General features: G+C 60.2%; 24 protein-coding genes, 1 tRNA gene and 2 pseudogenes. 13 read left to right on the top strand and 14 right to left on the bottom strand.

Going from position 1 to position 25,954, the window contains the following annotated elements; all coding sequences use genetic code 11:
- Positions 1-215: 215 nt before the first annotated feature.
- The 4 genes from NVV94_RS22755 to NVV94_RS22740 form a co-directional block, all read right to left on the bottom strand.
- Positions 216-1,514, bottom strand: coding sequence for an NAD(P)/FAD-dependent oxidoreductase (locus NVV94_RS22755; protein ID WP_258444588.1), 1,299 nt, complete (start codon positions 1,512-1,514; stop codon positions 216-218).
- Between the two features lie 84 nt (positions 1,515-1,598).
- Positions 1,599-1,772, bottom strand: a complete 174-nt coding sequence (locus NVV94_RS22750) for a DUF3094 domain-containing protein (RefSeq protein WP_258444587.1) — start codon at positions 1,770-1,772, stop codon at positions 1,599-1,601.
- Positions 1,773-1,846: 74 nt separating this feature from the next.
- The gene (locus tag NVV94_RS22745; protein WP_258444586.1) at positions 1,847-2,476 is read right to left on the bottom strand and encodes a DUF1780 domain-containing protein; all 630 of its coding nucleotides are present in this window, start codon (positions 2,474-2,476) and stop codon (positions 1,847-1,849) included.
- 58 nt (positions 2,477-2,534) lie between these two features.
- Positions 2,535-2,795, bottom strand: a complete 261-nt coding sequence (locus tag NVV94_RS22740; RefSeq protein ID WP_258444585.1) for a hypothetical protein — start codon at positions 2,793-2,795, stop codon at positions 2,535-2,537.
- 41 nt (positions 2,796-2,836) lie between these two features.
- Between NVV94_RS22740 and NVV94_RS22735 the strand changes: the two genes are divergently transcribed.
- On the top strand, positions 2,837-3,163 hold the full coding sequence (locus tag NVV94_RS22735) for a VOC family protein (RefSeq protein ID WP_258447791.1): 327 nt from the start codon (positions 2,837-2,839) through the stop codon (positions 3,161-3,163).
- A gap of 53 nt (positions 3,164-3,216) precedes the next feature.
- Here NVV94_RS22735 and NVV94_RS22730 read toward each other — a convergent pair whose 3' ends face one another.
- Positions 3,217-3,567 carry a BON domain-containing protein gene (locus NVV94_RS22730; protein ID WP_258444584.1) on the bottom strand — a complete coding sequence of 117 codons (351 nt, stop codon included), beginning with the start codon at positions 3,565-3,567 and terminating at the stop codon, positions 3,217-3,219.
- Between the two features lie 178 nt (positions 3,568-3,745).
- On the opposite strand from NVV94_RS22730, the gene NVV94_RS22725 reads away from it, so the two are divergent.
- Positions 3,746-4,444 (top strand): energy-coupling factor ABC transporter permease, encoded by a 699-nt coding sequence (locus NVV94_RS22725; protein ID WP_258444583.1) that lies wholly within the window; start codon positions 3,746-3,748, stop codon positions 4,442-4,444.
- Between the two features lie 5 nt (positions 4,445-4,449).
- On the opposite strand, the gene yacG is transcribed toward NVV94_RS22725, so the two are convergent.
- From yacG to NVV94_RS22705, 4 genes are read right to left on the bottom strand one after another with little or no spacing between them, the layout of a single operon-like run.
- Positions 4,450-4,653, bottom strand: a complete 204-nt coding sequence (gene yacG / locus NVV94_RS22720) for a DNA gyrase inhibitor YacG (protein ID WP_258444582.1) — start codon at positions 4,651-4,653, stop codon at positions 4,450-4,452.
- Complete coding sequence (gene coaE / locus NVV94_RS22715; RefSeq protein WP_258444581.1) at positions 4,650-5,273, bottom strand: dephospho-CoA kinase; 624 nt, start codon at positions 5,271-5,273, stop codon at positions 4,650-4,652. Before coaE ends, yacG begins: the two co-directional genes overlap by 4 nt.
- The gene (locus NVV94_RS22710; protein WP_258444580.1) at positions 5,270-6,142 is read right to left on the bottom strand and encodes an A24 family peptidase; all 873 of its coding nucleotides are present in this window, start codon (positions 6,140-6,142) and stop codon (positions 5,270-5,272) included. The genes coaE and NVV94_RS22710 overlap by 4 nt, the downstream gene beginning before the upstream one ends.
- A gap of 3 nt (positions 6,143-6,145) precedes the next feature.
- Positions 6,146-7,363, bottom strand: a complete 1,218-nt coding sequence (locus NVV94_RS22705) for a type II secretion system F family protein (protein WP_258444579.1) — start codon at positions 7,361-7,363, stop codon at positions 6,146-6,148.
- Positions 7,364-7,780: 417 nt separating this feature from the next.
- Here NVV94_RS22705 and NVV94_RS22700 point away from each other — a divergent pair, with 417 nt between their 5' ends.
- The 5 genes and pseudogenes from NVV94_RS22700 to NVV94_RS22680 form a co-directional block, all read left to right on the top strand.
- Complete coding sequence (locus tag NVV94_RS22700) at positions 7,781-8,194, top strand: pilin (RefSeq protein WP_258444578.1); 414 nt, start codon at positions 7,781-7,783, stop codon at positions 8,192-8,194.
- A gap of 82 nt (positions 8,195-8,276) precedes the next feature.
- Positions 8,277-8,352 (top strand) — tRNA-Thr (locus tag NVV94_RS22695).
- Positions 8,353-9,202: 850 nt separating this feature from the next.
- Positions 9,203-9,607 (top strand): annotated as a pseudogene (locus NVV94_RS22690) (Fic family protein); the annotation flags it as partial.
- Between the two features lie 63 nt (positions 9,608-9,670).
- A protein-coding gene (locus NVV94_RS22685; RefSeq protein WP_258443255.1) for an IS3 family transposase occupies positions 9,671-10,833 on the top strand; the annotation gives its coding sequence in 2 pieces (ribosomal slippage) (positions 9,671-9,926 and positions 9,926-10,833; 1,164 coding nt in all).
- A 9-nt stretch (positions 10,834-10,842) separates the two neighbouring features.
- A pseudogene (locus tag NVV94_RS22680) lies at positions 10,843-11,595 on the top strand (Fic family protein); the annotation flags it as partial.
- A gap of 141 nt (positions 11,596-11,736) precedes the next feature.
- On the opposite strand, the gene NVV94_RS22675 reads toward NVV94_RS22680, so the two are convergent.
- The 3 genes from NVV94_RS22675 to nadC all read right to left on the bottom strand — a co-directional run bounded on the left by NVV94_RS22675 (position 11,737) and on the right by nadC (position 13,975).
- A complete protein-coding gene (locus tag NVV94_RS22675) occupies positions 11,737-12,060 on the bottom strand; it encodes a DUF3077 domain-containing protein (RefSeq protein WP_258444577.1) in 324 nt (107 codons plus the stop codon).
- A 419-nt stretch (positions 12,061-12,479) separates the two neighbouring features.
- Entirely contained in the window at positions 12,480-12,929 is a 450-nt protein-coding gene (locus NVV94_RS22670) for a carboxypeptidase regulatory-like domain-containing protein (RefSeq protein WP_258444576.1), read from the bottom strand.
- Positions 12,930-13,126: 197 nt separating this feature from the next.
- Positions 13,127-13,975: a carboxylating nicotinate-nucleotide diphosphorylase gene (gene nadC, locus NVV94_RS22665; RefSeq protein WP_258444575.1), complete on the bottom strand. Its 849-nt coding sequence runs from the start codon at positions 13,973-13,975 to the stop codon at positions 13,127-13,129.
- 210 nt (positions 13,976-14,185) lie between these two features.
- On the opposite strand from nadC, the gene NVV94_RS22660 reads away from it, so the two are divergent.
- The 4 genes from NVV94_RS22660 to NVV94_RS22645 all read left to right on the top strand — a co-directional run bounded on the left by NVV94_RS22660 (position 14,186) and on the right by NVV94_RS22645 (position 20,054).
- The gene (locus NVV94_RS22660; protein WP_258444574.1) at positions 14,186-16,387 is read left to right on the top strand and encodes a DUF1631 domain-containing protein; all 2,202 of its coding nucleotides are present in this window, start codon (positions 14,186-14,188) and stop codon (positions 16,385-16,387) included.
- Positions 16,388-16,460: 73 nt separating this feature from the next.
- Complete coding sequence (gene ampD / locus NVV94_RS22655; protein ID WP_258444573.1) at positions 16,461-17,024, top strand: 1,6-anhydro-N-acetylmuramyl-L-alanine amidase AmpD; 564 nt, start codon at positions 16,461-16,463, stop codon at positions 17,022-17,024.
- On the top strand, positions 17,021-17,857 hold the full coding sequence (gene ampE / locus NVV94_RS22650; protein WP_258444572.1) for a regulatory signaling modulator protein AmpE: 837 nt from the start codon (positions 17,021-17,023) through the stop codon (positions 17,855-17,857). Before ampD ends, ampE begins: the two co-directional genes overlap by 4 nt.
- Positions 17,858-18,023: 166 nt before the next feature.
- Positions 18,024-20,054: a methyl-accepting chemotaxis protein gene (locus NVV94_RS22645; RefSeq protein ID WP_258444571.1), complete on the top strand. Its 2,031-nt coding sequence runs from the start codon at positions 18,024-18,026 to the stop codon at positions 20,052-20,054.
- A gap of 14 nt (positions 20,055-20,068) precedes the next feature.
- On the opposite strand, the gene NVV94_RS22640 is transcribed toward NVV94_RS22645, so the two are convergent.
- The gene (locus tag NVV94_RS22640; RefSeq protein ID WP_258444570.1) at positions 20,069-20,845 is read right to left on the bottom strand and encodes a TatD family hydrolase; all 777 of its coding nucleotides are present in this window, start codon (positions 20,843-20,845) and stop codon (positions 20,069-20,071) included.
- A gap of 2 nt (positions 20,846-20,847) precedes the next feature.
- Complete coding sequence (gene cra / locus NVV94_RS22635) at positions 20,848-21,843, bottom strand: catabolite repressor/activator (RefSeq protein ID WP_258444569.1); 996 nt, start codon at positions 21,841-21,843, stop codon at positions 20,848-20,850.
- 309 nt (positions 21,844-22,152) lie between these two features.
- Between cra and ptsP the strand changes: the two genes are divergently transcribed.
- Together ptsP and pfkB are read left to right on the top strand one after the other, a co-directional pair.
- Positions 22,153-25,014 carry a phosphoenolpyruvate--protein phosphotransferase gene (gene ptsP, locus NVV94_RS22630; protein ID WP_258444568.1) on the top strand — a complete coding sequence of 954 codons (2,862 nt, stop codon included), beginning with the start codon at positions 22,153-22,155 and terminating at the stop codon, positions 25,012-25,014.
- Complete coding sequence (gene pfkB, locus NVV94_RS22625; protein ID WP_258447790.1) at positions 25,014-25,943, top strand: 1-phosphofructokinase; 930 nt, start codon at positions 25,014-25,016, stop codon at positions 25,941-25,943. Before ptsP ends, pfkB begins: the two co-directional genes overlap by 1 nt.
- The last annotated feature ends 11 nt before the right edge of the window (positions 25,944-25,954 follow it).

Raw genomic sequence — 25,954 nt, 5'->3', positions numbered from 1 at the left:
TGTATTTGGGTAGAAGATCAGAGACTGAAGACAATGGCTTCAGCCTCAACGAAAAAAGGCGTCCTTCGGGACGCCTTTTTTTATGCCTGTTCGATTTGTTGTGAAGTCATCGCGGGCAAGCCCGCTCCCACATGGATCATCACTGTAACTGTGGGAGCAGGCTTGCCCGCGATGAGGCCGGAACAGGCAGCGGTAATTCCCGCTGCCTTACCCACTCAGTGCAGTTTCAACCGCGGCTCAGTCCCCCGCCCAATCCGACTCCCCAGCATCAACATCGCGGTCCGGAAGGCCCCATACAGCGCCATCTGGTGCATCCGGTACAACGACACGTAGAACATCCGCGCCAACCACCCTTCAAGCATCACGCTGCCCGTCAGGTTGCCCATCAGATTCCCCACCGCCGAAAAACTCGACAGCGAAATCAACGAGCCATAATCGCGATAACGATACTCAGGCAACGGCTTGCCCTCAATCCGAAGCTTCAGCGACTTGGCCAGCAGCGACGCCTGCTGGTGCGCCGCCTGCGCTCGTGGTGGCACATTGCGGTCGCTGTCCGGTTGCGGGCAGGCGGCGCAGTCGCCGAAGGCAAAGATATTCTCATCGCGGGTGGTCTGCAGGGTCGGTAGCACCTGCAGCTGATTGATGCGATTGCTCTCCAGTCCATCGATCTCGGCGAGGAAGCTCGGCGCACGAATACCGGCAGCCCAGACCTTCAAACTGGCCGGAATCACCTGACCACTGGCCGTAATCAATGCATCAGCAGTCACTTCGCTCACTGCAGCGTTGGTCAGCACGGTCACGCCGAGCTTCTCCAGGGTCTTGTGCACCGGCACGCCAATCCGCTCGGGCAGGGCAGGGAGTACCCGCGGGCCGGCCTCGATCAGGGTAATGCGCATGTTCTCCGGCTTGATCCGGCCCAACCCATAGGCGGCCAGCTCGTGGGCGGCATGGTGCAGTTCCGCGGCCAGCTCGACCCCGGTAGCGCCGGCGCCGACGATGGCGACGCTGATCTGCTCGCTACCTTCGGTGTGGGCGGCGTGGGCGCGCAGGTAATGGTTGAGCAACTGCTGGTGGAAACGCTCGGCCTGTTTGCGAGTGTCGAGGAACAGACAGTGCTCGGCCGCGCCACGGGTACCGAAATCATTGGTGGTACTACCCACGGCAATGACCAGGCTGTCATAACCCAGGGTGCGCGCAGGCACCAGCTCCTGGCCGTTTTCATCCAGGGTCGCAGCAATGGAGATCTGCTTTGCGGCGCGGTCGAGCCCGCTCATGCGCCCAAGCTGAAACTCGAAATGACTCCACTTGGCCTGGGCCACGTAGTTCAGTTCGTCTTCGGAGGAGTTCAGCGAGCCGGCAGCGACTTCGTGCAGCAACGGTTTCCAGATGTGGGTCAGGTTAGCGTCGACCAGTACCACACTGGCCGTGCCGCGCTTGCCCAGGGTCTTGCCCAGGCGGGTCGCCAATTCGAGGCCGCCAGCGCCCCCGCCAACGATGACAATACGGTGAGTCATGGAGATATCTCATAAGGTTTACGGAATCCGGGTATTGAGTGGCCGGCCGTTCAAACAGGCCGGAATGGGCGAGCGCAAGGCAGCTCATAGCACCAGGTGACTCAAGAGGCGGCTCAACAGGCCCAGACCGATCGTGACTGCCACCACCAGGGCAAGGAGCAGCCAGGGCCGGAACGGCTTGCGCTCAACTTGATGCTGGGGGGCTCGCAGATACTCATCGACGCGTCGCTGGTCGTCGGGATTCAGGCGGCTGGTCATGGGGGCCTCGTTGATAGACGCTTCAGACTGTGGGAAAGCTACAGCGTTCACGGTAGTCGCACAACTGGGAGGGCTTACAGGCTGATGCCGACGTCGAAAACAATGCTGCGGCCCAGGTTGTTGCGCAAAAAATCCGGTGCATCGGGGTGAGCGAACAACACGCGGGCAAACGTCGGGCCGACCAGCGACAGCGAGCGCCAACCCTGGCGCAGGTATTCGGTGGGGGGCGGAAAATGGCTGTTGAGGTCCAGCACTTCGCGTTTGAGGCTGGCAAAGGCAATGATGTCCAGTTCGCTCAGGTCAAGCCCGCGTTCCTTGTAGTTGTGCGACTTTTTGCGCAAGGTCGGGGCCAGGCGCTGCAGCAATTCCTGTGCATTGATGCGCCGGGGCCTGGCTTCACGACGCACCAGTTGGCTGAGGGAAAAGGCACTGCGACGGCGCTGCAGCTCTTCGCGCCATTCATCGTTCAGGCGCCGGCCCTCGTCGAGGACGAAAAACACTTCGAAACAGGCATCGCGAAACAGCACATCCGGCGGCTCCTGGCCCGCGGCGCTGAAGTCCTCGGCGCGATAGGGGATGTTCAGCCCTTGCAGCAGGCGCTCGCAGACCCAACGCTCGCGTTCCCATTTACGAGCATTGGAGAGAAACGCATTGGCTTGTTCGGCCTGAATCGTGAGCAGGCGCAAAAAATCTGAGTCGTCCATTGGAACAAGCTTAGCGTTCAATCCGCGATGCCAAGGAATTAAGTCGGCAGGTCACGCCCTAGATATCGCTGAACCGAATCCGGGTCGACTCGGCATAAGTCCTGATCCAGTCGACGGTTCGCATCACACTCGCCTCATTTGCACGCTGGCGATTGACCACGAGAAATTCCTTCAGGCGGCTGGTCTTGCGCAGTGGCAGCGCTGGGCACAGATCGCCGCGCACCAGTGCCTCTGCCGCATAGTATTTCCAGCCAAGCGCCACGCCATGGCCATAGATGGCGGCGTCCAACAAGGTCGAATAGGTTGAGTAATAGCGCACTAAAGGTTGCACGGGCTTATCGATTACCGGGTTCGGCAGCCATTGCTTCCAATCCATCAAGGGGCTTTGGTGAATGGCTAGTTGCAGAAGCGGGTGACAATGGTTCGATCTGGGGCGAGAGCGCGCCGTCTTTCTTCGTCCTGAAACCGGCCAACGGTGCACCCGCCAGCGTCGGTAACGGCGTCACCGTCAGCTTCGAGGCACCGAACCGTGCCGCGATCGACGCCTTCCACGCCGCTGCGCTTGCTGCCGGTGGCAAAGACGAAGGCGCCCCCGGAACACGCGATTGGGCACCAAACGCTTATGCGGCCTATGCCCGTGATCTCGACGGCAACAAGCTGGCAGCCTACTGCTTCAAACCTGCCTGAAGCTGAAGCGAGGCCAGCCCAAGCTGGCCTCGTCAGATCTCACTAGGCCATCGTCATTTGTCGTCCGTCTTTTCCGACGTTCCCGAGCGATACTCAGTGGTCTCTTCAGCGTTGGGCGCTTCGGGGAGACTTCCCGGTGTGAACATGTGAGTCTGCAAGTCGCTGGCATCGACGTCGGTGACGCCATGCACCGAATGGGCTCGACTGATGGCCTGTTCACACTGTTTATGGGTGTTGACGCGACCGCTCAACGTCACTGTACCGGCATGGGTCTTGACGTTGATATGCAGGCTGCGGGTGGGTTCGGAAAATGCCAGGGCCGACTTCACCTTGGTGGTAATCCACGTGTCATGGACGGCCATTCCCAGATCATGGGAGTAATGCTGGAAAGATTGAATTTTCATGGCAGGGCCCTCTCTCGCGTAAACAGATATACAAATTAATTATAGTGCGGCCGTTGCAGACGGTCGGGCTGGAGGCAAACACGACGAAGCACGGGCGTCGTAGGGGGATCGCTCGCTCAGAAGTGCAGGGGGCGGCGGTGTAGACTACGCCAGAGAGAGGTCTGTCGAAGGAGTGGTCATGATCGGTGCCGAACTGTTGTCCGATGAGAGCCTGACGTTCGGCTGGCTGGCGTATGTGCCTGTGTTGGCCTGGGCAGTCGCCAAGGCGCCCTGGGTCGAGTTGTTCACCGACAGCCGGCGTCAGCACCTGTTGTTCGGCACGGTGTTCGCCTTGTTCATTCTTTGGCTGGTGCGGCGCGATTTCGACACGGGAGTGTCCTATCACTTTATCGGCATGACCGCGGTGACCCTGTTGCTGGATTGGCCGCTGGCAATTGTCGGCGGCCTGGTCGCGCAGATCGGGCTGGTGTTGCTCGGACGGCAGGACTTGGCGGCGGTGGGCGTCAATGGCCTGTTGCTGATCGTATTGCCGGTGCTGGTGACTGAGCTTTGCGCCATGCTGGTCGAACGGGCGCAGCCGCGTAATCCGTTCGTGTACATTTTTTGTTCGGGGTTCTTTGCCGCGGCCTTGTCGGCACTGTTGTGCCTATTGGCAGGGCTGGGCCTGTTATGGCTGGACGGGCGGTTCGTCATGCCGTACTGGCTGGAGGATTTTATCGGCTACCTGTGGCTGATCATCTTTCCCGAGGCGTTCATCAACGGCATGGTGGTCAGCGCGCTGGTGGTGTTCTGCCCGGAGTGGCTGGAGACCTTCAACCGCACCCGCTACCTCCAGGCCCCCTGGAAAGACGACGAACCGCCTCGCGGCGGTTCGTGACAGGTTCAATGTTGGCGCGGATCGAAATCGCCTGAAAACAGCTCGTCTTCGGCGTCGGGTGAAACCGGGATCTTGTGTTCTTCAGAGGCCCAGGCGCCGAGGTCGATCAGTTTGCAGCGATCGGAACAGAACGGCCGGTTCGAATTGGCCGCGTTCCATTCCACCGGGGCGCCACAGGTTGGGCATTCAACGGTCAGGGGTTGGCTCATGACTGGCCTCCACGCAAAGTTAAGTAAAAATGATGCAGGCGGTCGACTTCGGCATGCAACCAGGCCAGGTCGCGGTCATTGACCAGCACATCATGGGCATGGCTCAGGCGTTCTTCGCGGCTGGCCTGGACCTTGAGGATCGCCTCGACCTGCTCGGGCGTGGCCTGATCACGCTGCAGGGTGCGTTGCACCTGCAGTTGTTCTGGTGCATCGACCACCAGAATCCGCTGGACCTGGCGATACTGCCCGGATTCGATCATCAGCGGCGAAACCAGCACGGCATAAGGTGATTCTGCCTTGGCCAGGTAGCTGAAGATCTCCTGGCCGATCAACGGATGCAGCAATGCCTCGAGCCAGCGTCGTTGCTCCGGGTCGGCGAAAATCAGCTGGCGCAGGGCGGCCCGATCGAGTTGACCGTCGCCCTGCAGCACGCCAGGGCCGAAGTGTTCAACAATGCTGGCCAGCGCCGGCCGGCCGGGTTCGACCACCCAGCGGGCGGCCTGATCGGCATCCACCAGGTGCACGCCCAGCTCGATAAAACGCTGGGCAGCGGCACTCTTGCCGCTGCCGATGCCGCCGGTAAGGCCAAGTATCCAGGGTGTGAAAGCAGGCGTTGTCATCGCAAACCAGTGAACTGCAGATAGGAAGTGGTTATTTGACCACCCCAGAGCAGAGTGATCCAGCCTGCAATGGCCAGATAAGGCCCAAAGGGGATCGGCATGCTGCCTCGTTGATTGCGCAAACGCAGCAAAATCAGGCCCAGCACGGCACCAACCAGGGAGGACAGCAGCACCGTCAACGGCACGATCTGCCAACCGCCCCAGGCCCCGAGCATCGCCAACAGCTTGAAGTCGCCATGGCCCATGCCGTCCTTGCCGGTGATCAACTTGAACAACCAATACACCGACCACAGGCACAGGTAGCCAGCCACCGCGCCCCAGACCGCATCGGCCAGCGGCACGAACAAACCGAACGCATTGACGATCAACCCCAGCCACAACAGCGGCAACACCAGCACATCGGGAATTACCTGATGGTCGGCATCGATCAGGCTCATGGCCAGCAGCCCCCAGCTCAGCACCATGAAGGCGGCGGCCTGGCCGCTGAAACCGAAATGCCAGGCAGCGAAGGCGCTCAACCCGGCACAAGCGATTTCGACCAGCGGATAGCGTTTGCTGATGGGCGCCTTGCAGCTGGAACAACGGCCGCGCATGCACAGGTAGCTGAGCACCGGTACATTCTCCCAGGCGCGTATGCGATGGGCGCAATGGGGGCATTCGGAGTGGGGCAGCATGAGGTTGTAGGTCGGACCGGGTGGCATGCCGGGCAGGTCGAGAATGTCGCGGGCCTGGTCTTGCCAGTCGCGTACAAGCATTTTCGGCAAACGGTGAACGACAACATTGAGAAAGCTGCCGATGATCAGCCCCAGCAGCGCGGCGCAGAAGATAAGGGCCAGTGAGTGGTCGGCCAGCCACAGGTAGGTGGCCATGGCTCAGACCACTTCGCCGAGCTTGAAAATCGGCAGGTACATCGCGACCACCAGGCCACCGACCAGTACCCCGAGTACGACCATGATCAGCGGCTCCAGCAGGCTGGTCAGGTTATCGACCATATTTTCGACCTCGTTTTCGTAGTGACTGGCAACCTTGTCGAGCATGTCGTCCAGCGCCCCGGATTCTTCGCCGATGGCCGTCATTTGTACGGCCAGGTTGGGGAATACGCCACTGGCGCGCATCGAAAAATTGAGCTGCATGCCGGTGGCGACGTCCTGACGAATGCGCTGGACCGCGTCCCTGATCACCACATTGCCGGTGGCACCGGCGACAGAGCCCAGTGCTTCGACCAGCGGAACACCGGCAGCGAAGGTCGTGGACAAGGTGCGGGCGTAACGGGCGACGGCCGACTTGAACAGCAGCGTGCCGACAATTGGCAGCTTCAGCAAGGCCCGGTCGATGCCATCACGAATACGCTGATTGCGCCGGTAACCCTGTTGCAGGGCCAATACCGCCGAGATCAGGCCGCCGAGCAGCAGCCACCAGGCGTGCTGCATGAACTGCGACAGTTCGATGACTCTCTGCGTGAACACCGGCAGGTCCGCGCCAAAACCGGCGAACAGGCTCTGGAACTGCGGCACCACCTTGACCAGCAAAATCCCCGATACGAAGATCGCCACCAACAGCACAAGAACCGGGTAGGTCAGGGCCTTTTTGATCCTGGACTTGAGGACTTCGGTCTTCTCTTTGTAGGTCGCCACCCGATCGAGCAACGTATCGAGGGCGCCGGCCTGCTCGCCGGCATCGACCAGATTGCAATAAAGCGCATCGAAATACTGCGGCTTCTTGCGCAGTGCCACAGCCAGGCTGTTGCCGGCGGCGACCTCCTGCTTGATCTCGCCGATCAGCGTGCGCATCTTCGGATTATCGAAACCTTCGCCGATGATGTCGAAAGACTGCAGCAATGGCACACCGGCTTTCATCATGGTTGCCATCTGCCGACTGAACACGGCGATGTCCAACGGTTTGATGCGCCTGCCGACGCTGAGTGAAGCTGTGGCTTTTTTCCTGACCCGGGAGGGGGTGACGCCCTGTTTGCGCAATTGCGCCTTGATCAGTGCACTATTGGGCCCACTCAACTCCCCGCTGACTTTCGCGCCTTTGTTGTTGACGCCTTCCCACGCATAAACGCTGACCTTCGCCGCTTTTGTCGCCATTGGCTGGTTCCCGGTGACACAGTTGACTTCCTCAAGGCGGGTTTTGCCTTGAATGACTCCGAGCAGGTCGGGCATACAGCCGACGGGTTCGTAGACTCTCAAAGTGTCGATCTGTTCGGCCTCAAAGTGTTTTTACGGGGCGTTTCGGCGTTTGCTGTTTGTTGCGGCGACAGAACTTGTGGGCCGCAAGCGGGCCAGCCGAACTGGCTCCCGGGGCGATGTGCTGACAGCTTAGTCGAGAGCGCACGCCCTATCGGCAGTCCTGAAGTGACAAGACATGTCGGTAATCTTTGGTCAGCAGTCGCCCCATGCGACGTGGAGATAAGTTGCTCGCATTGCCGCTAGAATCGCGCAGGCTTGCTGCTTGCCCAACCCTTTGCAGCCCCATGGGCTCGATCCCATACATGGAGACGTTCAATGAAAGGCCAGAAAGGTTTTACCCTTATCGAATTGATGATCGTGGTGGCGATCATCGGCATTCTGGCGACCATCGCCATTCCTGCCTATTCCAAGTACCAGGCTCGCGCCAAAGTGGCGGCGGGGCTCGCGGAAATCACGGCGCTGAAAACCCCGTTCGAAGACAGCCTGAACCAAGGCACCGACGTAGCCAGCACCGCCGGCATCGGTGGCCAGGGCACCACCGGTAATTGCACCATCGTAGCCACCGGAACCGCCGCGACAGGTGCCGGGAGCATCGTCTGTACCATCACCAACGCACCGGCGCCCGTACTGGGCAAAATCATCACCCTGACGCGCTCGCAAACCAGCGGCTGGGCCTGCACCACCACCGTCGAAGCCGACTACGCGCCCAAGGGCTGCACCAGCACCTAAGGGGCCGTTAATAGTCTGCGCAATAGCCGTTAATAAACAGTGATTTGCGCAACGCTTGCGGCAGTGGTAGCGTTGTCGCCAAGCCGGTGTAGCTCAGTCGGTAGAGCAGCGCACTCGTAACGCGAAGGTCGCAGGTTCGATTCCTGTCTCCGGCACCATTTGCACTTCCAGAGCCTTCCAGCAGGTTCCAAATAGTCCCACAAAAGCCGCGTAATAAGCGGCTTTTGTCTTCCTGGAGCTTCCAGTGACTTCCAGCGGCTTCCGAGATTTTTTAGTACATTAGTCAGTACATACTGAGTTCGATCTACTGGTGGTGTACTAAATGCCTCTCACTGACACGGCAGTCAGGCTCGCTAAGCCGAAAGACAAGGACTGCACCCTCAACGACAGTGATGGACTGTCGCTACGGCCGCGCGCAACCTGGCGCCCGGAAAGGTAGCCTCCACCGTGGCAGGGGCGCCGACTCATGGCGCTCAATATATTGCCACCTCGGGCGGTAGCCCGATCAGCACTTCCGTGAGCGAATCCGATGACATGAGCATCATTGCGGTTCACGGTTTGACCGATTCAACACCGAGAAGCCTTTTGACTTGCCAGTGGGGCAAAGCCTCTCAAGGGTGGTGCGCGCTCAAATGTCAGGAAACCCGAGAGTTACCGGAATGGGCAGGCAAGGTAGATGCGAGGCAATCCCGTACGGAGCCAGGTTGCGAAAACCAACCCCATGAATGACCGGCGTCAATCCCGCCCACTACCCCGAAATAGGTCGGTTGGAATGCCATGGTATGGTGCCTCATAGGGATGACGGCGGCTTGAGTCGTTAACCGACACCGATCGGTTTTTTTTCGGGCGTTACCGGAGATATTGCACTTAATTTTTTCGTGAGTTTCACTTAGCTTAAGCGTCTATTTGAGATAATGTTTAGCTTCTGCTAACAAACACCCGTCTAAACCGGGTGTTTTTCTGAATACCTTGCAGATAGCTCACTTGCCGTTTAGAGATATTTTTCACATGTCCGAATTTTCCCATCACGACCTTGAGCTACTGAATCCATCCTTTGACTCAGACCTGGTAGACGTTCTCAGCGAACTGGAGCACCTTCGCCGTTTGAGGCTGGAAGGGGACACCCCCGCGCCTGTCTTTTTCCAGCTTAAGTCGATTTTCCACATGCTCGAAAGCTTGGGCTCTGCTCGCATCGAGGGAAATCATACGACCCTCGCAGACTACATCGACAGCAAGGTAGAGGGGACGGCACAGGATACCGATCAGTTGCGCGAGGTGGCCAACATCGAAAATGCCATGGATTACATCGAGGAGGTCATGCAGCCCGGCATGCGGCTAACCGAGCACGCGATCAGAGAGTTGCACGCCATGACCGTGCAAGAGTTGGAAAGGGAGGGGGATAAGACGCCAGGTGTAGTGGTCTAATGAAACCGGACACCCATTTAGGCGAGAATGCTCGCCAGATCGAGGTGTCAAATGACCAAACAACGCCGTTCCTTTTCCGCTGAATTCAAACGCGAGGCTGCCGACCTCGTGCTCAAGCAAAACTACAGCTACATCGAAGCCAGTCGTTCACTCGGCGTCGGCGAGTCGGCACTACGCCGCTGGGTTGAGCAGGTTCAGAAGGAGCGCCAAGGTGTCACCCCGCTAAGCAAAGCGCTGACCCCGGAGCAGCAGAAAATCCAGGAACTGGAAGTCCGGATCGCCCGCCTTGAACGGGAAAAATCGATACTAAAAAAGGCTACCGCGCTCTTGATGTCGGAAGATCACGAGCGTACGCGCTGATCAATCAGCTTAGCGTCCACGAGCCGATTGATTGGCTGTGCAAAGTGTTTGAAGTCACCCGCTCGTGTTACTACGCCCAGCGTCTCAGGCGCCGGACTCCTGATATTGAGCGGCTTCGGCTGCGCAGTCGGGTCAATGAACTGTTCACAGAAAGTCGTAGTGCTGCGGGCAGCCGCAGCATCTTGTCGATCATGCGTGAAGACGGCGAGCAACTGGGGCGATTTAAGGTACGCAGCTTGATGCGTGAGCTTGACCTCGTGAGCAAACAGCCAGGTTCTCATGCCTATAAACGAGCGACGGTCGAACGGTTGGATATCCCGAACATCTTGAATCGGGAGTTCGATGTCTCGGCCCCCAACCAAGTGTGGTGCGGCGACATCACCTACATTTGGGCCCAAGGGAAATGGCATTATCTGGCTGTTGTGCTAGATCTTTGCGCGCGCCGGATAGTGGGTTGGGCATTGTCGGAAAAGCCGGACGCCGAGCTGGTTATCAAGGCACTGGATATGGCCTATGAGCAACGAGGAAGACCTCAGGGCCTGCTGTTTCACTCGGATCAAGGGTCGCAGTATGGGAGTCGTTTATTTCGCCAGCGGCTGTGGCGTTATCGCATGCGCCAGAGCATGAGCCGCCGGGGTAATTGCTGGGACAATGCGCCGATGGAGCGTGTGTTTCGCAGCGTGAAAACTGAATGGATACCGACCATGGGCTACCGAACTGCTCAAGAAGCCCAGCGCGATATCAGCCATTTCTTGATGCATCGGTACAACTGGATTCGCCCCCATCAATTCAACGGTGGGCTGGCGCCAGCTCAGGCCGAAGAAAAACTTAACGTCGTGTCCGGGATTAGTTGACCACTACAAGGAGCCTACCGTCAAGGGCCGGTACGCATAGCTCAATCGGAGCATTTGCCTCCCGACTTTGTTCTTGTACAAAGCTATATGCAAGAGTTGGTGGAATTCGTGAATCGCGAGGATTCTCGGAAATACGACCTGATGAAGGTAGCCTTGGCTCACCATAGGTTCGGCTGGATACACCCATTTGGCAATGGAAACGGACGTGTAGTGAGACTGCTCACCTATGCGCTTCTGATGAAGTACGGTTTTAACGTGAGCACTGGCGGACGGGTTCTTAATCCAACCGCAGTTTTCTGCAATGACCGTGAGCGCTACTACTCCATGCTCGCAACAGCAGATACGGGAACAAAAGAAGGGCTGGAAGCATGGTGTATCTATGTCCTGGAGGGTATTCGCGACGAGCTCGCTAAAGTGGACCGGCTCACAAACTATGCCTACCTGAAGCAATTCATCCTGAATCCTGCTGTGACCTATGCCCGAGAGCGAGAACTGATTACTGGAACGGAAGCGTCTGTACTGGTTATGGCCATAAAATCAGGGGTTGTTAAGTCTGGAGATTTGACGGGTGTTCTGCCTGACCTATCGAGTAGTCAGCGTACCTATTTGATCAAAAAGCTGGTCGGACAAGGCATGCTTCTGCCCATTAGTGAGGGCGCCAGGCAGTACACCATCGGATTCTCAAACAATTACTTAATACGCGGCGTGATCAAGTCGCTGAGAGAGCAGGGTTTCATTCCCGAGCCTCTGGAAAGGCCATAAGGACGTATCTGAAGATGACGGGAAACGCCATCCTCTACGGGGGCGAGGGCCACGCCGACTGCACGGAAGAATGCCAGCAAATCTCGACACCGAGGGTTGCTGGCAAACGTCTTACGAAAAAACAGCTGGGGAACTCAGCACTCAGCGCTCAGTTTTAGCCCCACGCCCATCCCCCTCGATTTCAACCCCATCCACCACCGCATCCACCAACGCCTTGGCCAGTTCGATGGAATGGAATGTCGACCACAACAACCCCTCATTCGCTTCAGAATTCATACACGCATGATGGGCAGTATCCCGCGCACCTTTTAGCGCAAGTGAAGCGTGCACCAACGCATCTTCCGCGTTAATTCCAGCGCACACGGCGAGCAAAGGCCCATGCCCGGCATCACAGCTGCCGAACGGGGTAGTCACGGTCTTGTAGAGTTTGCCACCAGGCGGTGGATCGGGAACGATTTTGATCATGATGAAGCTCCTCAAGTTTGTACATGGGAGCTACCACTGTTCGCTTGCACACGAATGAGGTGGCAGCTGTGCGCGGGTGTGCAAGACCGAGGAACTTGAGAAACCCGGCAGGCGCGAAGGCCTCCCACGCACAGCCGCCATAAAACACTTCGCGAAGAAAGTACTCCGAAGAAGGCTATGACGCTGTTTGGTCTCAAGTTACCGAGCTTGCACACTCGGTCGCTGATTTTGCAGCGACAGAACGAGCCTAGAGTGCAGACCAAAGCGACGCAACCTTCAGGAGGGCGACACGGGTTGTAGGATAATTCCTTAAATCGAAATCAAGAAAGTAATTTGTCTTGAATTACATCGAAGAGGGCACAGCTAAAAAACGAGCAGCGCATGGCGCTGCTCGGCGAGGTGGTTGTGGGGTGCAGGCTTCAAGGCTCTTGCGCCCAATGAAAGACCACGGTTTTAGCTCCGCTGCGATCGACTGCAACGTTCTGGCGTTTTTCCTGGCCATTGCTGTTGCTGATGATCATGTATTGGTCGGGTGGCAAATTAACGAAGAAGTACGGCCCCACGTCGTTCACCGATAACACCGGTTGGCCATTGAGCTTCTGGATGGCGACGTTGACGCCAGGGAGGTATTTGTCTTCCGGCCCGGTGGCAAAGGTCAAGCGCAGGTTGTAACCCTGGATTTGCTTCATCACCGTGGATTCATCCAGGCCGATACCGCCGGACAGGTAGGTGATCCCGTTTTGCTGTTGTGGTTGAAGTTGCACGGCGGACATATCAACCGGTTCTTCGGCTTGCGATGCCATGGGTGCGAGGCCCAGGAACATGGCAAGGACTGTTCCGGAAAAAGCTGACGATCGGATACGCGTCATGATAACGACTCCTTGGTTCGACCAGAACCGAGGTATTGCCCGCCATTACCTGCGGGCGCACAAATGAAGCGTTACATTCTTTTGATAGTGACGCGCAGCATGGGTTCAAATTTTATCCCGGGCACGCCCGGGCGGGTCACGAACCGGGCGGATCCGGGCCCGGTTCGTGCAGGTTCGTGCAGGAGAGGCGCCGTGGTTCAGAGGCTCAAGCGCATGGACAGGTCCACGGCCTTGATGTCCTTGGTCAAGGTGCCGATCGAGATGTAGTCGACGCCCGTTTCGGCGATGACCCGCAAGGTGGTTTCGTTAACGCCGCCGCTGGCTTCGAGCTTGGCCCGGCCGCCGTTGAGGCGTACGGCTTCGCGCATGTCGTCCAGGCTCAGTTCGTCGAGCATGATGATGTCGGCGCCACCGTCCAGTGCCTCTTTCAGTTCATCCAGGCTTTCGACTTCGATTTCCACGGGCTTGCCCGGGGCGATGCGATGCGCGGCGCTGATCGCCTCAGGGATGCCGCCACAGGCAGCAATGTGGTTTTCCTTGATCAGGAAAGCGTCGTACAGGCCGATGCGATGGTTATGACAACCGCCGCAAGTCACCGCGTACTTTTGCGCCAGACGCAGCCCGGGGATGGTCTTGCGGGTGTCGAGCAACTGCACCTGGGTGCCTGCGACCATGTCTGCGTAAAACTGTGCGCGGGTGGCAACCCCCGACAGCAATTGCAGGAAATTCAGTGCACTGCGTTCGCCGCTGAGCAGCGAGCGCGCAGGGCCTTCGACGTTGAACAGCACCTGGTTGGGCTTGGCGCGTTCTCCGTCGCTGACTTGCCAGTGCACGGCGACGCGCGGGTCGAGCTGGCGAAATACGCTATCGACCCAGGCCGTGCCGCTGATGACGCAATCGTCGCGCGTGATAATGCTGGCCTTGGCCAGGCGTTCGGCCGGGATGAGTTGCGCGGTGATATCGCCGCTGCCGATATCTTCCAGTAACGCACGGCGCACGTTGGCTTCGATTTCGGCAGTCAGGTCGGCGAGGCGTAGATTCGGCATGGCAGGCTCCACAAACTAAGTGGCCGGATTATAGGGCAGCTCATCGGCGCGGGCGACCCTCGCGGCCATGAAGGTTTTTCGGCTGCCTTTGGTCAGTTCAATGGAGCTTTTCGGTTTTTTCGAGGTCACAACTCGATGGCCCTGGTTCGAGCGAAGGGAGCGCGAATCGGTTTTGCCTGGAACGATGACCTGGCCCATCAGGAGGCTGCGATGCAAAACGACGCGAAAGTGGTGCCGTTGAAGGTGGCCACTGACCCGGCGCCGAACACGCCTCTCGCCCGCTTGCCTGTGGCGCTGCTGCAGGTGCGCGACATCGCTGTGTTGCAGTTCAGGCAAGGGCTGCAGCTATTGTTCGACAATGCCGACGACACCCTGTTCGAGTTGGCCGACAAAGCCCGCACCAGCGCTGACCAGTCCCTTTTCCTGCAAGCCATGCGCGACTTGCGCCTGGAGCGCAAAAGCATCGAGCGGGGGTTTATTCAGCTCTTCAACGATGCCTTCGTGCGCATTGGCCAAGTCGCTGCGGACGAGCTTGATATACCTCGGCCACCTACCTTCGACCGCCTCACGCTGGTTTCCAATGATGAGCTGGAGCAAACCGTTGCCCTGGATGCCATGGTCGCCAAGGTCCTGGCCCGCGACGGCGTTGCCCTGGGCCAGCTGACTCGCCGTTTCAATGTATTGCTCGGCAAGCCCCTCGATGATCATGACAATCCGCTTGGTCCGGCGCTGCTCTGCGACTGTTTCCTGCGAGCAGGGCGCAGCCATGGGATGGACCTCAAGGTCAAACTGATCGTGCTCAAGCTGTTTGAAAACGCTGTGTTGCGCGAGACCGGGCAACTCTATGGGCAAGCCAACCAGTTGCTTGGCAGCCTCGGCGTGTTGCCCGAGCTGAAGGCCCTGCCGGATCGGCGTGCAGGAGTGCGCAGCGCCAGTCGTTCGCCCCGTCCGGTCAGCGAGGCGGTGGCAGAGCCGTCCAGTACGCAATACGAGGAAGGTGTGCAGGCGGTCTTCACCTCTCTGCGGGCCCTGCTATCGCCCGCACGTGTGGGTTCGAATCCTGGCGCCCCGGCATCGCTGCTGACGAGCCATGACCTGATGCGGTTGCTCACGCACCTGCAACATAGCCTGCCGATCTCCAGTGCCCCTTCGGACTGCGACGTGCGCGGTCAGCTCGAGCAATTGCTGGCACAGTTAGGTACAAGAAGCGGTATGGCTCGCCGTATCGGTGAGGTCGAGGACGACGTGATCACGCTGGTCTCCCTGTTGTTCAAGTTCATTGCCAGTGATCGCAACCTGCCGGATTCGCTCAAGCGCCCGATCAGTCGTCTGCAGATTCCGCTGCTCAAGGTCGCACTGCTGGACAAGAGTTTATTCAGTCGTGGCAATCACCCGGCCAGGCGCCTGCTCAATGAAATGGCCAGCGCCGCTATCGGCCTCGGTGGCCACGAAGAGTATTCGCACGATGGCCTCTGCCTGCGCATCGAACAGATTGCGCAGCGGCTTAACGATGAGTTTGTCGATGACCCATCGATCTTTTCCGAGTTGTTGGCCGATTTTCTCGCGTTCAGCTTCGAGGAGCGTCGCCGCAGCGAACTGCTCGAACAACGCACGCGCGATGGCGAGGAGGGGCGCGCGAAGGCCGAGCAGGCGTTGCTGCGAGTGGAGCACGAACTCAATCGACGTTTGCATGCCCGGATACTGCCACAGCGGGTCATCGGGTTTATCGAGGCGGCCTGGAGCAAGGTGTTGCTGCTTGCCTGGCTCAAGCATGGCGAGGCGTCCGTGCAGTGGCAGCATGGCTTGAGTACCCTGGATGATTTGATCTGGAGTGTCGAACCCCATGCTGACGCCGAATCTCGCTTGCGGCTGCTCGAGGTGGTGCCGGGCCTGTTGAAGTCCCTGCGCGAAGGCTTGGCCGGTTCGGCCTTCGACCCTTTCGCCACCCGTGAGTTTTTCAGCGACCTGGAGGCCCTGCACGTACAGGCCTTCGAGTGCGAAAACGAGGGGGGCGATGCGCCGACCCGGAGTGACAGCGATATCCAGCAGCTGGCAGTGGTCGATGAGATTTCCCTGGGCACGGCCAGGCCGGCAACTTTGGCCTGGCCCCGGGGGCAACTGGCCGACGATGATGCCGCACTGTTACAGGTCGACCTGTTGCGCCCCGGTGTTTGGGTCGAAATCCAGGAAGATGCGGAACACAGCCTGCGCTGCAAGCTGGCGACCCTCATCGAGGCCTCTGGCAAGTACATCTTCGTCAACTGCGCAGGGCTCAAGGTTCTCGAGAAAACCCGCATGGACCTGGCGCTCGAATTTCATCACGGGCAGATCCGGGTGCTCGATGAGGCATTGTTGTTCGACCGGGCGCTGACTGCGGTGGCCAGAAACCTGCGCCAGCACAAGGACTCGTAACACAACCGATGCTGCCCAGCGGGCATGCATCACGGCATACTGGGGTTGTCGATTTAGCGTTCAAGGAACCTGTATGCAGTTGGACTCCGCAAGCGGCTGGTGCCAAGGTGCGCACCATTGTCCCTCACCCAACTTCAATGAGCGCCCAGCGGGTGAAATCTCGCTGCTGGTGATTCACAACATCAGCCTGCCGCCCGCGCAGTTCGCCACGGGCAAGGTCCAGGAGTTCTTCCAGAATCGCCTGGATGTCACTGAACACCCCTATTTTGAGGGGATTGCGCAGCTGCGGGTGTCCGCGCATTTTCTGATCGAACGTGACGGCACGCTGACTCAGTTTGTCTCCTGTCTAGAGAGGGCGTGGCATGCCGGTGTGTCGCGCTTCGACGGGCGCGAGGGCTGCAATGACTTTTCCTTGGGCATCGAACTCGAAGGCACGGACGATCTGCCCTTCACCGACGCTCAGTATCGGGTCTTGCAGGCCCTGACGCGTCAGCTGCAGGCCGCTTATCCGGCCATTACGCTGGGTCGCATTTGCGGTCACAGCGATATTGCCCCGGGTCGCAAGACTGATCCAGGGCCGGAATTCGACTGGGCGCGTTACCGCGCCGGTCTTCAGGACGAAGAGGGCGCACAATGAGTTTTCTGGTGTTGCTGCTGGTGCTGTGGGTGGAGAAGTTCTCGGCCCTGCGCCACCGTATCCAGCATGACGGGTTCTACTTGCGCGAACTGGCCAGGCTTGAACGCAGCCAGCAACTGACAGGGCACCCGTGGTGGGTGCTGCTGGTCATGGTCGTACTGCCGGTCGCCGTGCTGGCGCTGTTGCTGCGTGTTCTGGATCCAGTGGCCTATGGCTTGCTGGCCTTTCCGATTCACCTGGTGGTGGTGATCTACAGTCTGGGCCGGGGAGACTTCAAGGCGGCCCTGGGGCCGTTTCGCGATGCCTGGCGGCGGGGCGATGACCAGGCAGCGATCCATGTCGCCGAACGTGACCTCAAGCTTAACGCCGATAGTGCCGGGGAGTTGTTCGAGCGCGTCCAGGGGCACCTGTTGTGGCAGGCCTACCAGAGCTTCTTTGCGGTGATTTTCTGGTACTTCCTGCTCGGGCCGGCGGCGGCGCTGTGCTATCGGTTCCTGGCGCTGGTGGCCGAAAACGGTCACAACCGGGCCGTGGTGGAGCGCGCCGAGCAACTTCGCCATGCATTCGATTGGCTGCCCGTGCGTCTGCTCGCGGCCAGCTTCGCCCTGGTCGGCAACTTCATGGCCGTCAGCCGGGTGCTGCTGCATGAGTTGCTGAACTGGCATATCAGCGCGGCACGGTTGATCGAGAACGTCGGCCGGGTTGCCGGTGAGGTGTCCGGACCGCTGACCGGCGCCGAAGGTATTGCCAGCCTGGACAGCCTCTGGGAGCTGCTGCTGCGTTCGGCGGTGCTCTGGTACGCCTGTTTTGCCATCTGGACCGTGCTGGGCTGAGGTCATCTCTCAATGACGGGGCTTGCGCAGAGCCCCGGTCTGTCGCTGGCATTAACCTTTAGTTACAAAACCTTATGCCGATATAGGTTATACAGGAGGCAAGCGTTCGCGCCTGTGGCCTTGTGCCATTGCGCATCCATAAAAATAAAATCCGAGGGAACGACTTGTGAAGAGCGTGTTGTATCCGGCCATCGCGCTAATGAATCGCCTGAGCTTCGGCATGAAGTTCAGCCTGATCAGTATCATGTTTTTCCTGCCCATGTCGGTCACCAACTTCTATCTGGTCAGGGATTCATGGCGTGAATTCCAGGGCACCCGGGTCGAACTGCAAAGCCTCGACCTGCTGGGCAGCAGCCTGACATTGCGCCGTGACCTGGAAACCCTGACCAACCTGGTCGACATCAATGTCGTGATCGGGCAATCGGCCAAGGCCGGTGACCTGGAAGCGAAAATCGACGGTCTCGAGCAGAGTATCGCCAGCCACATCCGAGGCCTGAACGCAGTCAGTACCGACGAAGCGCAGATCCAGGCGTTCAATGCCAAGCGCGATGAAATGCTCGCAGCCCTCAAGACGGTACAGGCCGAGACATCCCTGCAAAGTAAAAGCGCCTTGACTGACAAGTTGCTCGGACATGCGCAGGTGTTCAGCAAGATCATCGCCAGCCAGGCGGGCTTGAGCCAGGACAGCGACAGCGTCGTGCGCCAGCTCAGCGAATTGATCACCAGCATCACGCCGCAGGTTACCCAGGCCCTCGGCGATGGCCGGGCAATGGGCTCGTATTCCCTGGGCCAGGGTTTTCTCAACTCCGCCGCCAGCAACCGTTTTGAAGACTTGCAGCAAAAACTGGATAAGCTGCAGGCCGACTATGGTTTGAAACTTCAGGATGCACTGGGCTCCAGTCCTCAGGCGCAAGCGGCACTGGGGGCGCTTGCCGAAAGCAGCCGGGCCACCCTCAAGCAAGGTGCTGAGCTGTTCGAAGACCAGGTTGTCATGGCCGACTCCCTCGATGCACCGTGGCCAGGCTTTTATGAACAGGTCAGCGGCTTGATGGACAAGACCTACCAATTGAACGAGGCCACCTCGGGTTATCTCAATGAGCAGCTGCAGCAACGGCTGGAGCAGAACCGACTGCAAATGGTGCTGCTGGTGGTCGCCCTGGCCCTGGTTTTCCTGCTGATTGTCTATTTGTATGGCGGCTTCTATGCCTCTACCCGAACCACCTTGCGGGATTTGGGCGCGGTCATGGATAAAGTGGCGGCAGGGGACATGACCGTGAGCTTCACCGCCCAGAGTCGAGATGAGCTGGGTGAATTGGGGCAGGTGTTCAACAGCACCGTGCAGCGTATTCATGACTTGATCGAACAGGTCGGAAAGACCGTCGTTGAGGTTGAACGCCAGGCCAGTCAGGTGCATTCGGTCTCGGCCCAGAGCAACCAGGCGGTTTCCGGGCAGCGTAGCCAGATCGAACAGGTCGCCACGGCCATGAACCAGATGTCGGCCACGGCCCTGGAAGTGGCCCGCAGCGCTGCTGCAGCGGTCAACAGCGCCAACAGCGTCAATGAGGAGACCGCCAGCGGGCGTGGCCTGGTCGAGTCGCAGCAGGGCAGCATCGTGCAGCTGGCCGGCGAGATCGATCAGTCGGTGCTGGTGATCAACCAGCTGGCTGCCGACAGTCAGGCGATCAGTCGCGTGTTGGAAGTGATCAAGAGCATCGCCGAACAAACCAACCTGCTGGCGCTCAACGCCGCCATCGAGGCTGCTCGTGCCGGTGAGCAAGGCCGTGGTTTTGCCGTGGTTGCCGATGAAGTACGGACCCTGGCCAAGCGCACCCAACAATCGACCGAGGAAATCGAACAAATGATTTCCCGCCTCCACGGCGGCGTCGGCGCGGCAGTCAAGGCCATGGGCACCAGCCATCAGATGGCTGCGGGCACGGTCAGCCAGTCGGAGAAGGTGCAGCAGGCGCTGGAAAATATCCTCGGGGCGGTCGGCATGATCGTCGACCAGAACCAGCAGATTGCTGCCGCCGTCGAGCAGCAGACCGCCGTGGCCCACGATATCGACCAGAACATCGTCGAGATCAACCGGGCCGGGGAACGCACGGCACAGGGCGCCAATCAGACCGAGGATGCCAGTCGGCAGTTGTCATCACAGGTAGTGGTTCTGAAGCAGTTGATTGGTGCGTTCCGGGTTTGAGGGGCTGGCGCGCCTCACCATTGAAATAACTCGCAGGCGTTGCGAGTGGTGGCAGCGGCCAGTTCACTGGCCGTGATGCCCATCAAGCCGGCCAGTGCCTGGGCGATTTGCGGCAAGTGTTCGGGACTGTTGCGCAGGCCTGCGAACATGGCCGGGGCCATGTCCGGCGCGTCGGTCTCCAGCACTACGCTGTCGAGCGGCAGTGCCGCGATCACTTTGTGCATGCGCAATGCCTGCGGCCAGGTGGCGGCGCCGCCCAGGCCCAGCTTGAAGCCGAGCTTGATGTACTCGCGTGCTTCTTCGGCGCTGCCGGCAAATGCGTGAATGATGCCGCCACGCTGAAGACGAAACTGCTTGAGGCTGGCGATGACGCGGGCATGGCTGCGCCGCACATGCAAAAGCGCAGGCAGGTGGAAGTCTGCTGCCAATTGCAATTGAGCCTCGAACAGCGCCTGCTGGCGCTCGCGATCCAGGCTCGGCAGGTAGTAATCCAGGCCGAACTCCCCCACGGCACAGAGCTGTCGGTGCTCTTTGAGGCGCGTCAGCCAGTCACTCAGCTCGGTCAAGTCTGCCGGGCGATGTTCATCGAGATAGACCGGGTGCAGACCGAATGCGGCATAGAGCTGCGGGTCGCTTTGCACCAGGTCCCAGACCCGCTGCCAATTACTCTGGTAGACCCCAAGCACCACGATGCGCTCGACACCCTGAGCGCGGGCATTGGCCAGCAGGGCCGGCCGATCGACATCGAAATCCGGAAAATCCAGATGTGTGTGGGTGTCGATCAGCCTCATGCTCAGGCCTCGAAAATGCGCTGTTTGAAGGTCCGGGCGATGGCGTGCACGCCGGGCTCGTAGTGTTGCTGCTCGATTGCGCCGAGCGCCAGGCGCAATGCGGTCTGGGCGATCAAGGGATGCTGCTGGGCCATGGCGTTGACCGGCAGCGGCAGAAAATCCAGCAATTGGGTGTCACCGAAGGTGCCCAGGTGTAGCGTGTTGGAACTGACCGGACGACTTTGCAGCACATCGAACACGCCCTGCAGCAGCACGTAGGAGGTTGTCACCAGGGCATCGGGAAGGTGGCCGAGGCGTGCGAGCAAGTCATTCATCAGCTGGCGACCGCATTCGCGGCTGAAGGCTGCGCCTTGATGAATCAGTATGTCGCCTTCAAAGCCCTGCAGGGCCTCTTCGAAACCACCGGTACGCTCCTGGCTGACGCTCAGCTCGGGGCGCCCGCCGATCAGGGCGATATGGCGCGGCGTCGGTACCAGCAGGCTGCGGGTGAGTTGCAGGCTGGCATGGCGGTCGTCGCTGACGACCGAGCAGAAACGGGCCGGGTCCATCGCCCGGTCGATCCCGATGATCGGCACGCCCTTGGCTTGCAGTTCGCTGTAACTGTCGTCAGTGGCCGGCAGGCAACTGGCGACGAACAGTGCGTCGCAACGGCGAGCGCGGAACAGCTGCTGCAATTGCCGTTCGCTCTCGGGGTTATCGTCGCTGCTGGCGATCAGCAGTTGATAACCCTGGGCCCGGGCACCTTGTTCCAGTTGTTTGGCGATGCGCGCGTAACTGGGGTTTTCCAGGTCCGGCAGGATGAAACCCAGGGTGCGCGTGTGCCGGCTGCGCAAGCCGGCCGCTTGTGGGTTGGGCGTGAAGCCGTGCTGCTCGACCACCGCCCGCACGCGTTCCACAGTGCTGTTACTGATGCGTTGCTGTTCGGCCTTGCCATTGATGACATAGCTGGCCGTGGTGACCGACACACCGGCCAGGCGGGCGATATCGCTGAGTTTCAACCGAAGATTCCTCTTGTTACCGGCAGAGCCATGCAGGGCATTGTCTCTGATCTATTCGATCTCGGGCAGCCGACCATTGTCGCGACGAGACGACGAATTGGGGCTTCATAGTTGGCAGATTATCGAGTAACGTGCCTGTAATGCTAGGTTAAACGATTCAGCAAGCGCATTTTCTGACCTGCAATGTGTTTTCGCGCTGACTGATGGTGCTTGAAAACAGGCGTGCGGTCACCTGCCGGTGATTCACCCTATGCTGAATTATCCACAAAAATACCTCAGCGCCCGTCACGCGCTGCAAAGGAGATAGGCATGCTCGAGCTCACTTTAGAGCAGATATCCATGGGCCAGACGGCCGTGGATAAACCCGCCGCACTGCAGCTTCTGGCTGACCATCTAGTGTCCGACGGCCTGGTTGCCGACGGTTACCTCGCAGGCTTGCAGGCGCGAGAGGCGCAGGGCTCGACCTTTCTTGGCCAAGGTATTGCGATCCCCCACGGCACGCCGCAAACCCGAGACCTGGTGTTCACCACCGGCGTGCGCCTGATGCAGTTTCCCGAGGGCGTGGACTGGGGTGACGGGCAGATCGTCTATCTAGCCATTGGCATTGCCGCTAAATCCGACGAGCATCTGCGTTTGCTCCAGCTGCTGACACGAGCGCTGGGTGAGACCGACCTGGGTGAGGCCCTGCGCCGCGCCAGTTCGGCCGAGGCGCTGCTGAAATTGCTGCAGGGCGCTGCACAAGAGCTGGCCCTGGATGCCCAGATGATTGGCCTGGGCGTCGCTGCCGATGATTTCGATGAACTGGTGTGGCGCGGGGCCCGCTTGCTGCGCCAGGCCGACTGTGTCGGCAGCGGTTTCGCCGCGATGTTGCAGCAGGTCGAAGCACTGCCTTTGGGCGATGGCCTGTGGTGGCTGCACAGCGAGCAGGCCGTCAAGCGGCCGGGGCTGGCTTTTGTCACGCCGCACAAACCTCTGCGTTATCTGGATCAGCCGCTTAACGGGCTGTTTTGCCTGGCAAGCCTCGGCGAGGCGCATCAAGCCTTGCTCGAGCGTCTTTGCGCGCTGCTGATCGAAGGGCGAGGGCATGAACTGTGCCGGGCCACCAGCACCCGAGCAGTGCTCGAAGCGTTGGGGGGCGAGGTACCGGCCGATTGGCCGAGTGCTCGCATCGGCCTGGCCAATGCCCAAGGTCTGCATGCTCGTCCGGCGAAGATTCTCGCCCAGTTGGCCAAGCAGTTCGAAGGCGAGATTCGTTTGCGCATCGTCGATAGCCCGGAGAACCCGGTGTCGGCCAAGAGCTTGAGCAAGCTGCTCGGGCTCGGGGCGCATCGCGGCCAGGTGCTGGAGTTCATTGCCGAGCCGAGTATCGCCGCCGATGCCTTGCCAGCGTTGCTGGCGGCTGTCGAAGAAGGCCTGGGCGAAGAGATCGAACCGCTGCCGTTGGCTGTTGCCGTGGTCGAAGAGGTGCTTGAGGCGCCGGCCCCGGTTCAGGCGCCGATCGCCGGTGCGGTCATCCAGGGCATCGCCGCCGCACCGGGGATTGCCGCAGGGCCGGCGCACCTGCATGTTCAGCGCGAAATCGATTACCCATTGCGTGGAGAGACTCCAGTCTTTGAGCGCGAGCGCTTGCACAAGGCCCTGGTCGAGGTGCGCGAAGATATCGATGGGCTGATCCAGCGGAGCAAGGCCAAGGCCATCCGCGAGATATTCGTCACCCACCAGGAAATGCTCGACGACCCGGAATTGACCGATGACGTCGACAATCGTCTCAAGCAGGGCGAAAGCGCGGCAGCGGCCTGGATGTCGGTGATCGAAGCGGCCGCGCGGCAGCAGGAATCCCTGCACGATGCCTTGCTGGCCGAGCGGGCGGCGGATCTGCGCGACGTTGGCCGCCGCGTGCTGGCGCAACTGTGCGGCATCGAGACACCACATGAGCCCGAAGAACCTTACATCCTGGTGATGGATGAAGTCGGCCCTTCCGACGTTGCCCGGCTCGACCCGGCCCGCGTTGCCGGGATTCTTACGGCCCGGGGCGGGGCGACAGCACACAGTGCCATCGTCGCTCGTGCGCTGGGTATCCCTGCCGTGGTCGGAGCCGGTGAAGCGGTGCTGCTGCTCGATTCGGGTTGCCCATTGCTGATCGACGGCCAGCGCGGCCACCTGACGGTGGCGCCTGCCGCCGACGCCCTGCGCCGTGCCCTGGAAGAGCGCGACAGCCGAGCAGCGCGTTTGCAGGCCGCTGCCGCCCGGCGTCTGGAACCGGCGGTGACCCGTGACGGGCATGCCGTGGAAGTGTTCGCCAATATCGGCGAAAGTGCCGGGATCGCCGCCGTGGTCGATCAGGGCGCCGAGGGCGTCGGCTTGCTGCGCACCGAGCTGATTTTCATGGCTCACCAGCAGGCACCGGATGAAGCCACCCAGGAAGCCGAATATCGTCGCGTGCTCGATGGCTTGGCCGGTCGGCCGCTGGTGGTGCGAACCCTGGATGTCGGCGGCGACAAGCCGTTGCCTTACTGGCCGATCGCCAAGGAAGAAAACCCCTTCCTCGGCGTACGCGGTATCCGTCTCACGCTGCAGCGTCCGCAGGTCATGGAAAGTCAGTTGCGTGCGTTGCTGCGGGGGGCAGACAACCGGCCGCTGCGGATCATGTTTCCCATGGTCGGGGGTGTCGAAGAATGGCGCCAGGCCAGGGACATGACTGAACGTCTGCGTCAGGAAATTCCGGTGGCCGATCTGCAACTCGGGATCATGATCGAAGTCCCGTCGGCCGCGTTGCTGGCGCCGGTGCTGGCCCGTGAAGTGGACTTCTTCAGTATCGGCACCAACGATTTGACCCAATACACCCTGGCCATCGACCGCGGCCACCCGACACTCTCGGGCCAGGCCGATGGCTTGCACCCCGCCGTGCTGCAATTGATCGATATCACCGTGCGCGCCGCCCACGCCCATGGCAAGTGGGTCGGGATCTGTGGCGAACTGGCTGCCGACCCTGTCGCGGTGCCGTTGTTGGTGGGGCTGGGAGTCGATGAATTGAGTGTCTCGGCGCGCAGCATTGCCGAGGTCAAGGCCGGGGTGCGCGAACTGACCCTGGCCGACGCCCAGGCGTTGGCGCAGCAGGCGCTGATACAAGGTACCGCAGCCCAGGTGCGGGCCCTGGTGGAGAACGCATGATGGCAAGGATTCTGACCATTACCCTCAACCCGGCGCTGGACCTGACCATTGAGCTGGCCGAACTGCGCCTGGGCGAGGTCAATCGTAGCGAGGCGTTGCACAGTCATGCCGCGGGCAAGGGCTTGAACGTGGCACAGGTGCTGGCCGATCTGGGTCATAGCCTGACGGTGAGCGGCTTTATCGGCATGGACAATCAGCAGCCCTTCGACACGCTGTTTGCGCGGCGCGGCTTTGTCGATGCCTTTATCCGCGTGCCCGGCGAGACCCGCAGCAATATCAAGCTGGCTGAGAATGGCGGGCGTATCACCGATCTCAACGGGCCCGGCCTGCAGGTCGACGAGAACGCCCAGCAGGCATTGCTGGCACGTCTTGAGCGGATTGCCCCCGGTCACGATGCGGTGGTGGTGGCCGGCAGCTTGCCGCGTGGCGTGAGTGCGCAGTGGTTGCAGACGCTGCTCGAACGGCTCAAGGCCATGGGCTTGAAAGTGGCGCTCGACACGAGTGGCGAGGCATTGCGTGCAGGCCTGGCAGCGGCGCCGTGGTTGGTCAAGCCAAACACCGAGGAGCTGGCCGAGGCCATGGGCAGTGGAGTCGATCAAGTCGTTGCCGCACGCACCTTGCGTGAGCAAGGGGTCGAGCATGTGGTGATTTCCCACGGAGCCGAAGGCGTGAACTGGTTCAGCAACCAGCCAGCGCTGCAGGCGCTGCCACCCAAGGTCAGGGTCGCCAGTACGGTAGGCGCTGGCGACTCGCTGCTGGCTGGCATGGTGCATGGCCTGCTGGGCAATCATTCTGCCGAGCAGACCCTGCGCACGGCCACGGCCATCGCTGCGATGGCCGTGACGCAGATTGGCTTCGGAATTACCGATACGGAGCGCCTGGCGCTGCTTGAAGGCGACGTTCGCGTACGCGCTCTGACAGAAGAATAAGAGGGTTTGAG

Origin of the sequence: Pseudomonas sp. LS1212, assembly GCF_024741815.1 — a bacterium.
Lineage (GTDB): Bacteria > Pseudomonadota > Gammaproteobacteria > Pseudomonadales > Pseudomonadaceae > Aquipseudomonas.
This window is presented reverse-complemented; position numbering and strand designations above follow the sequence as displayed.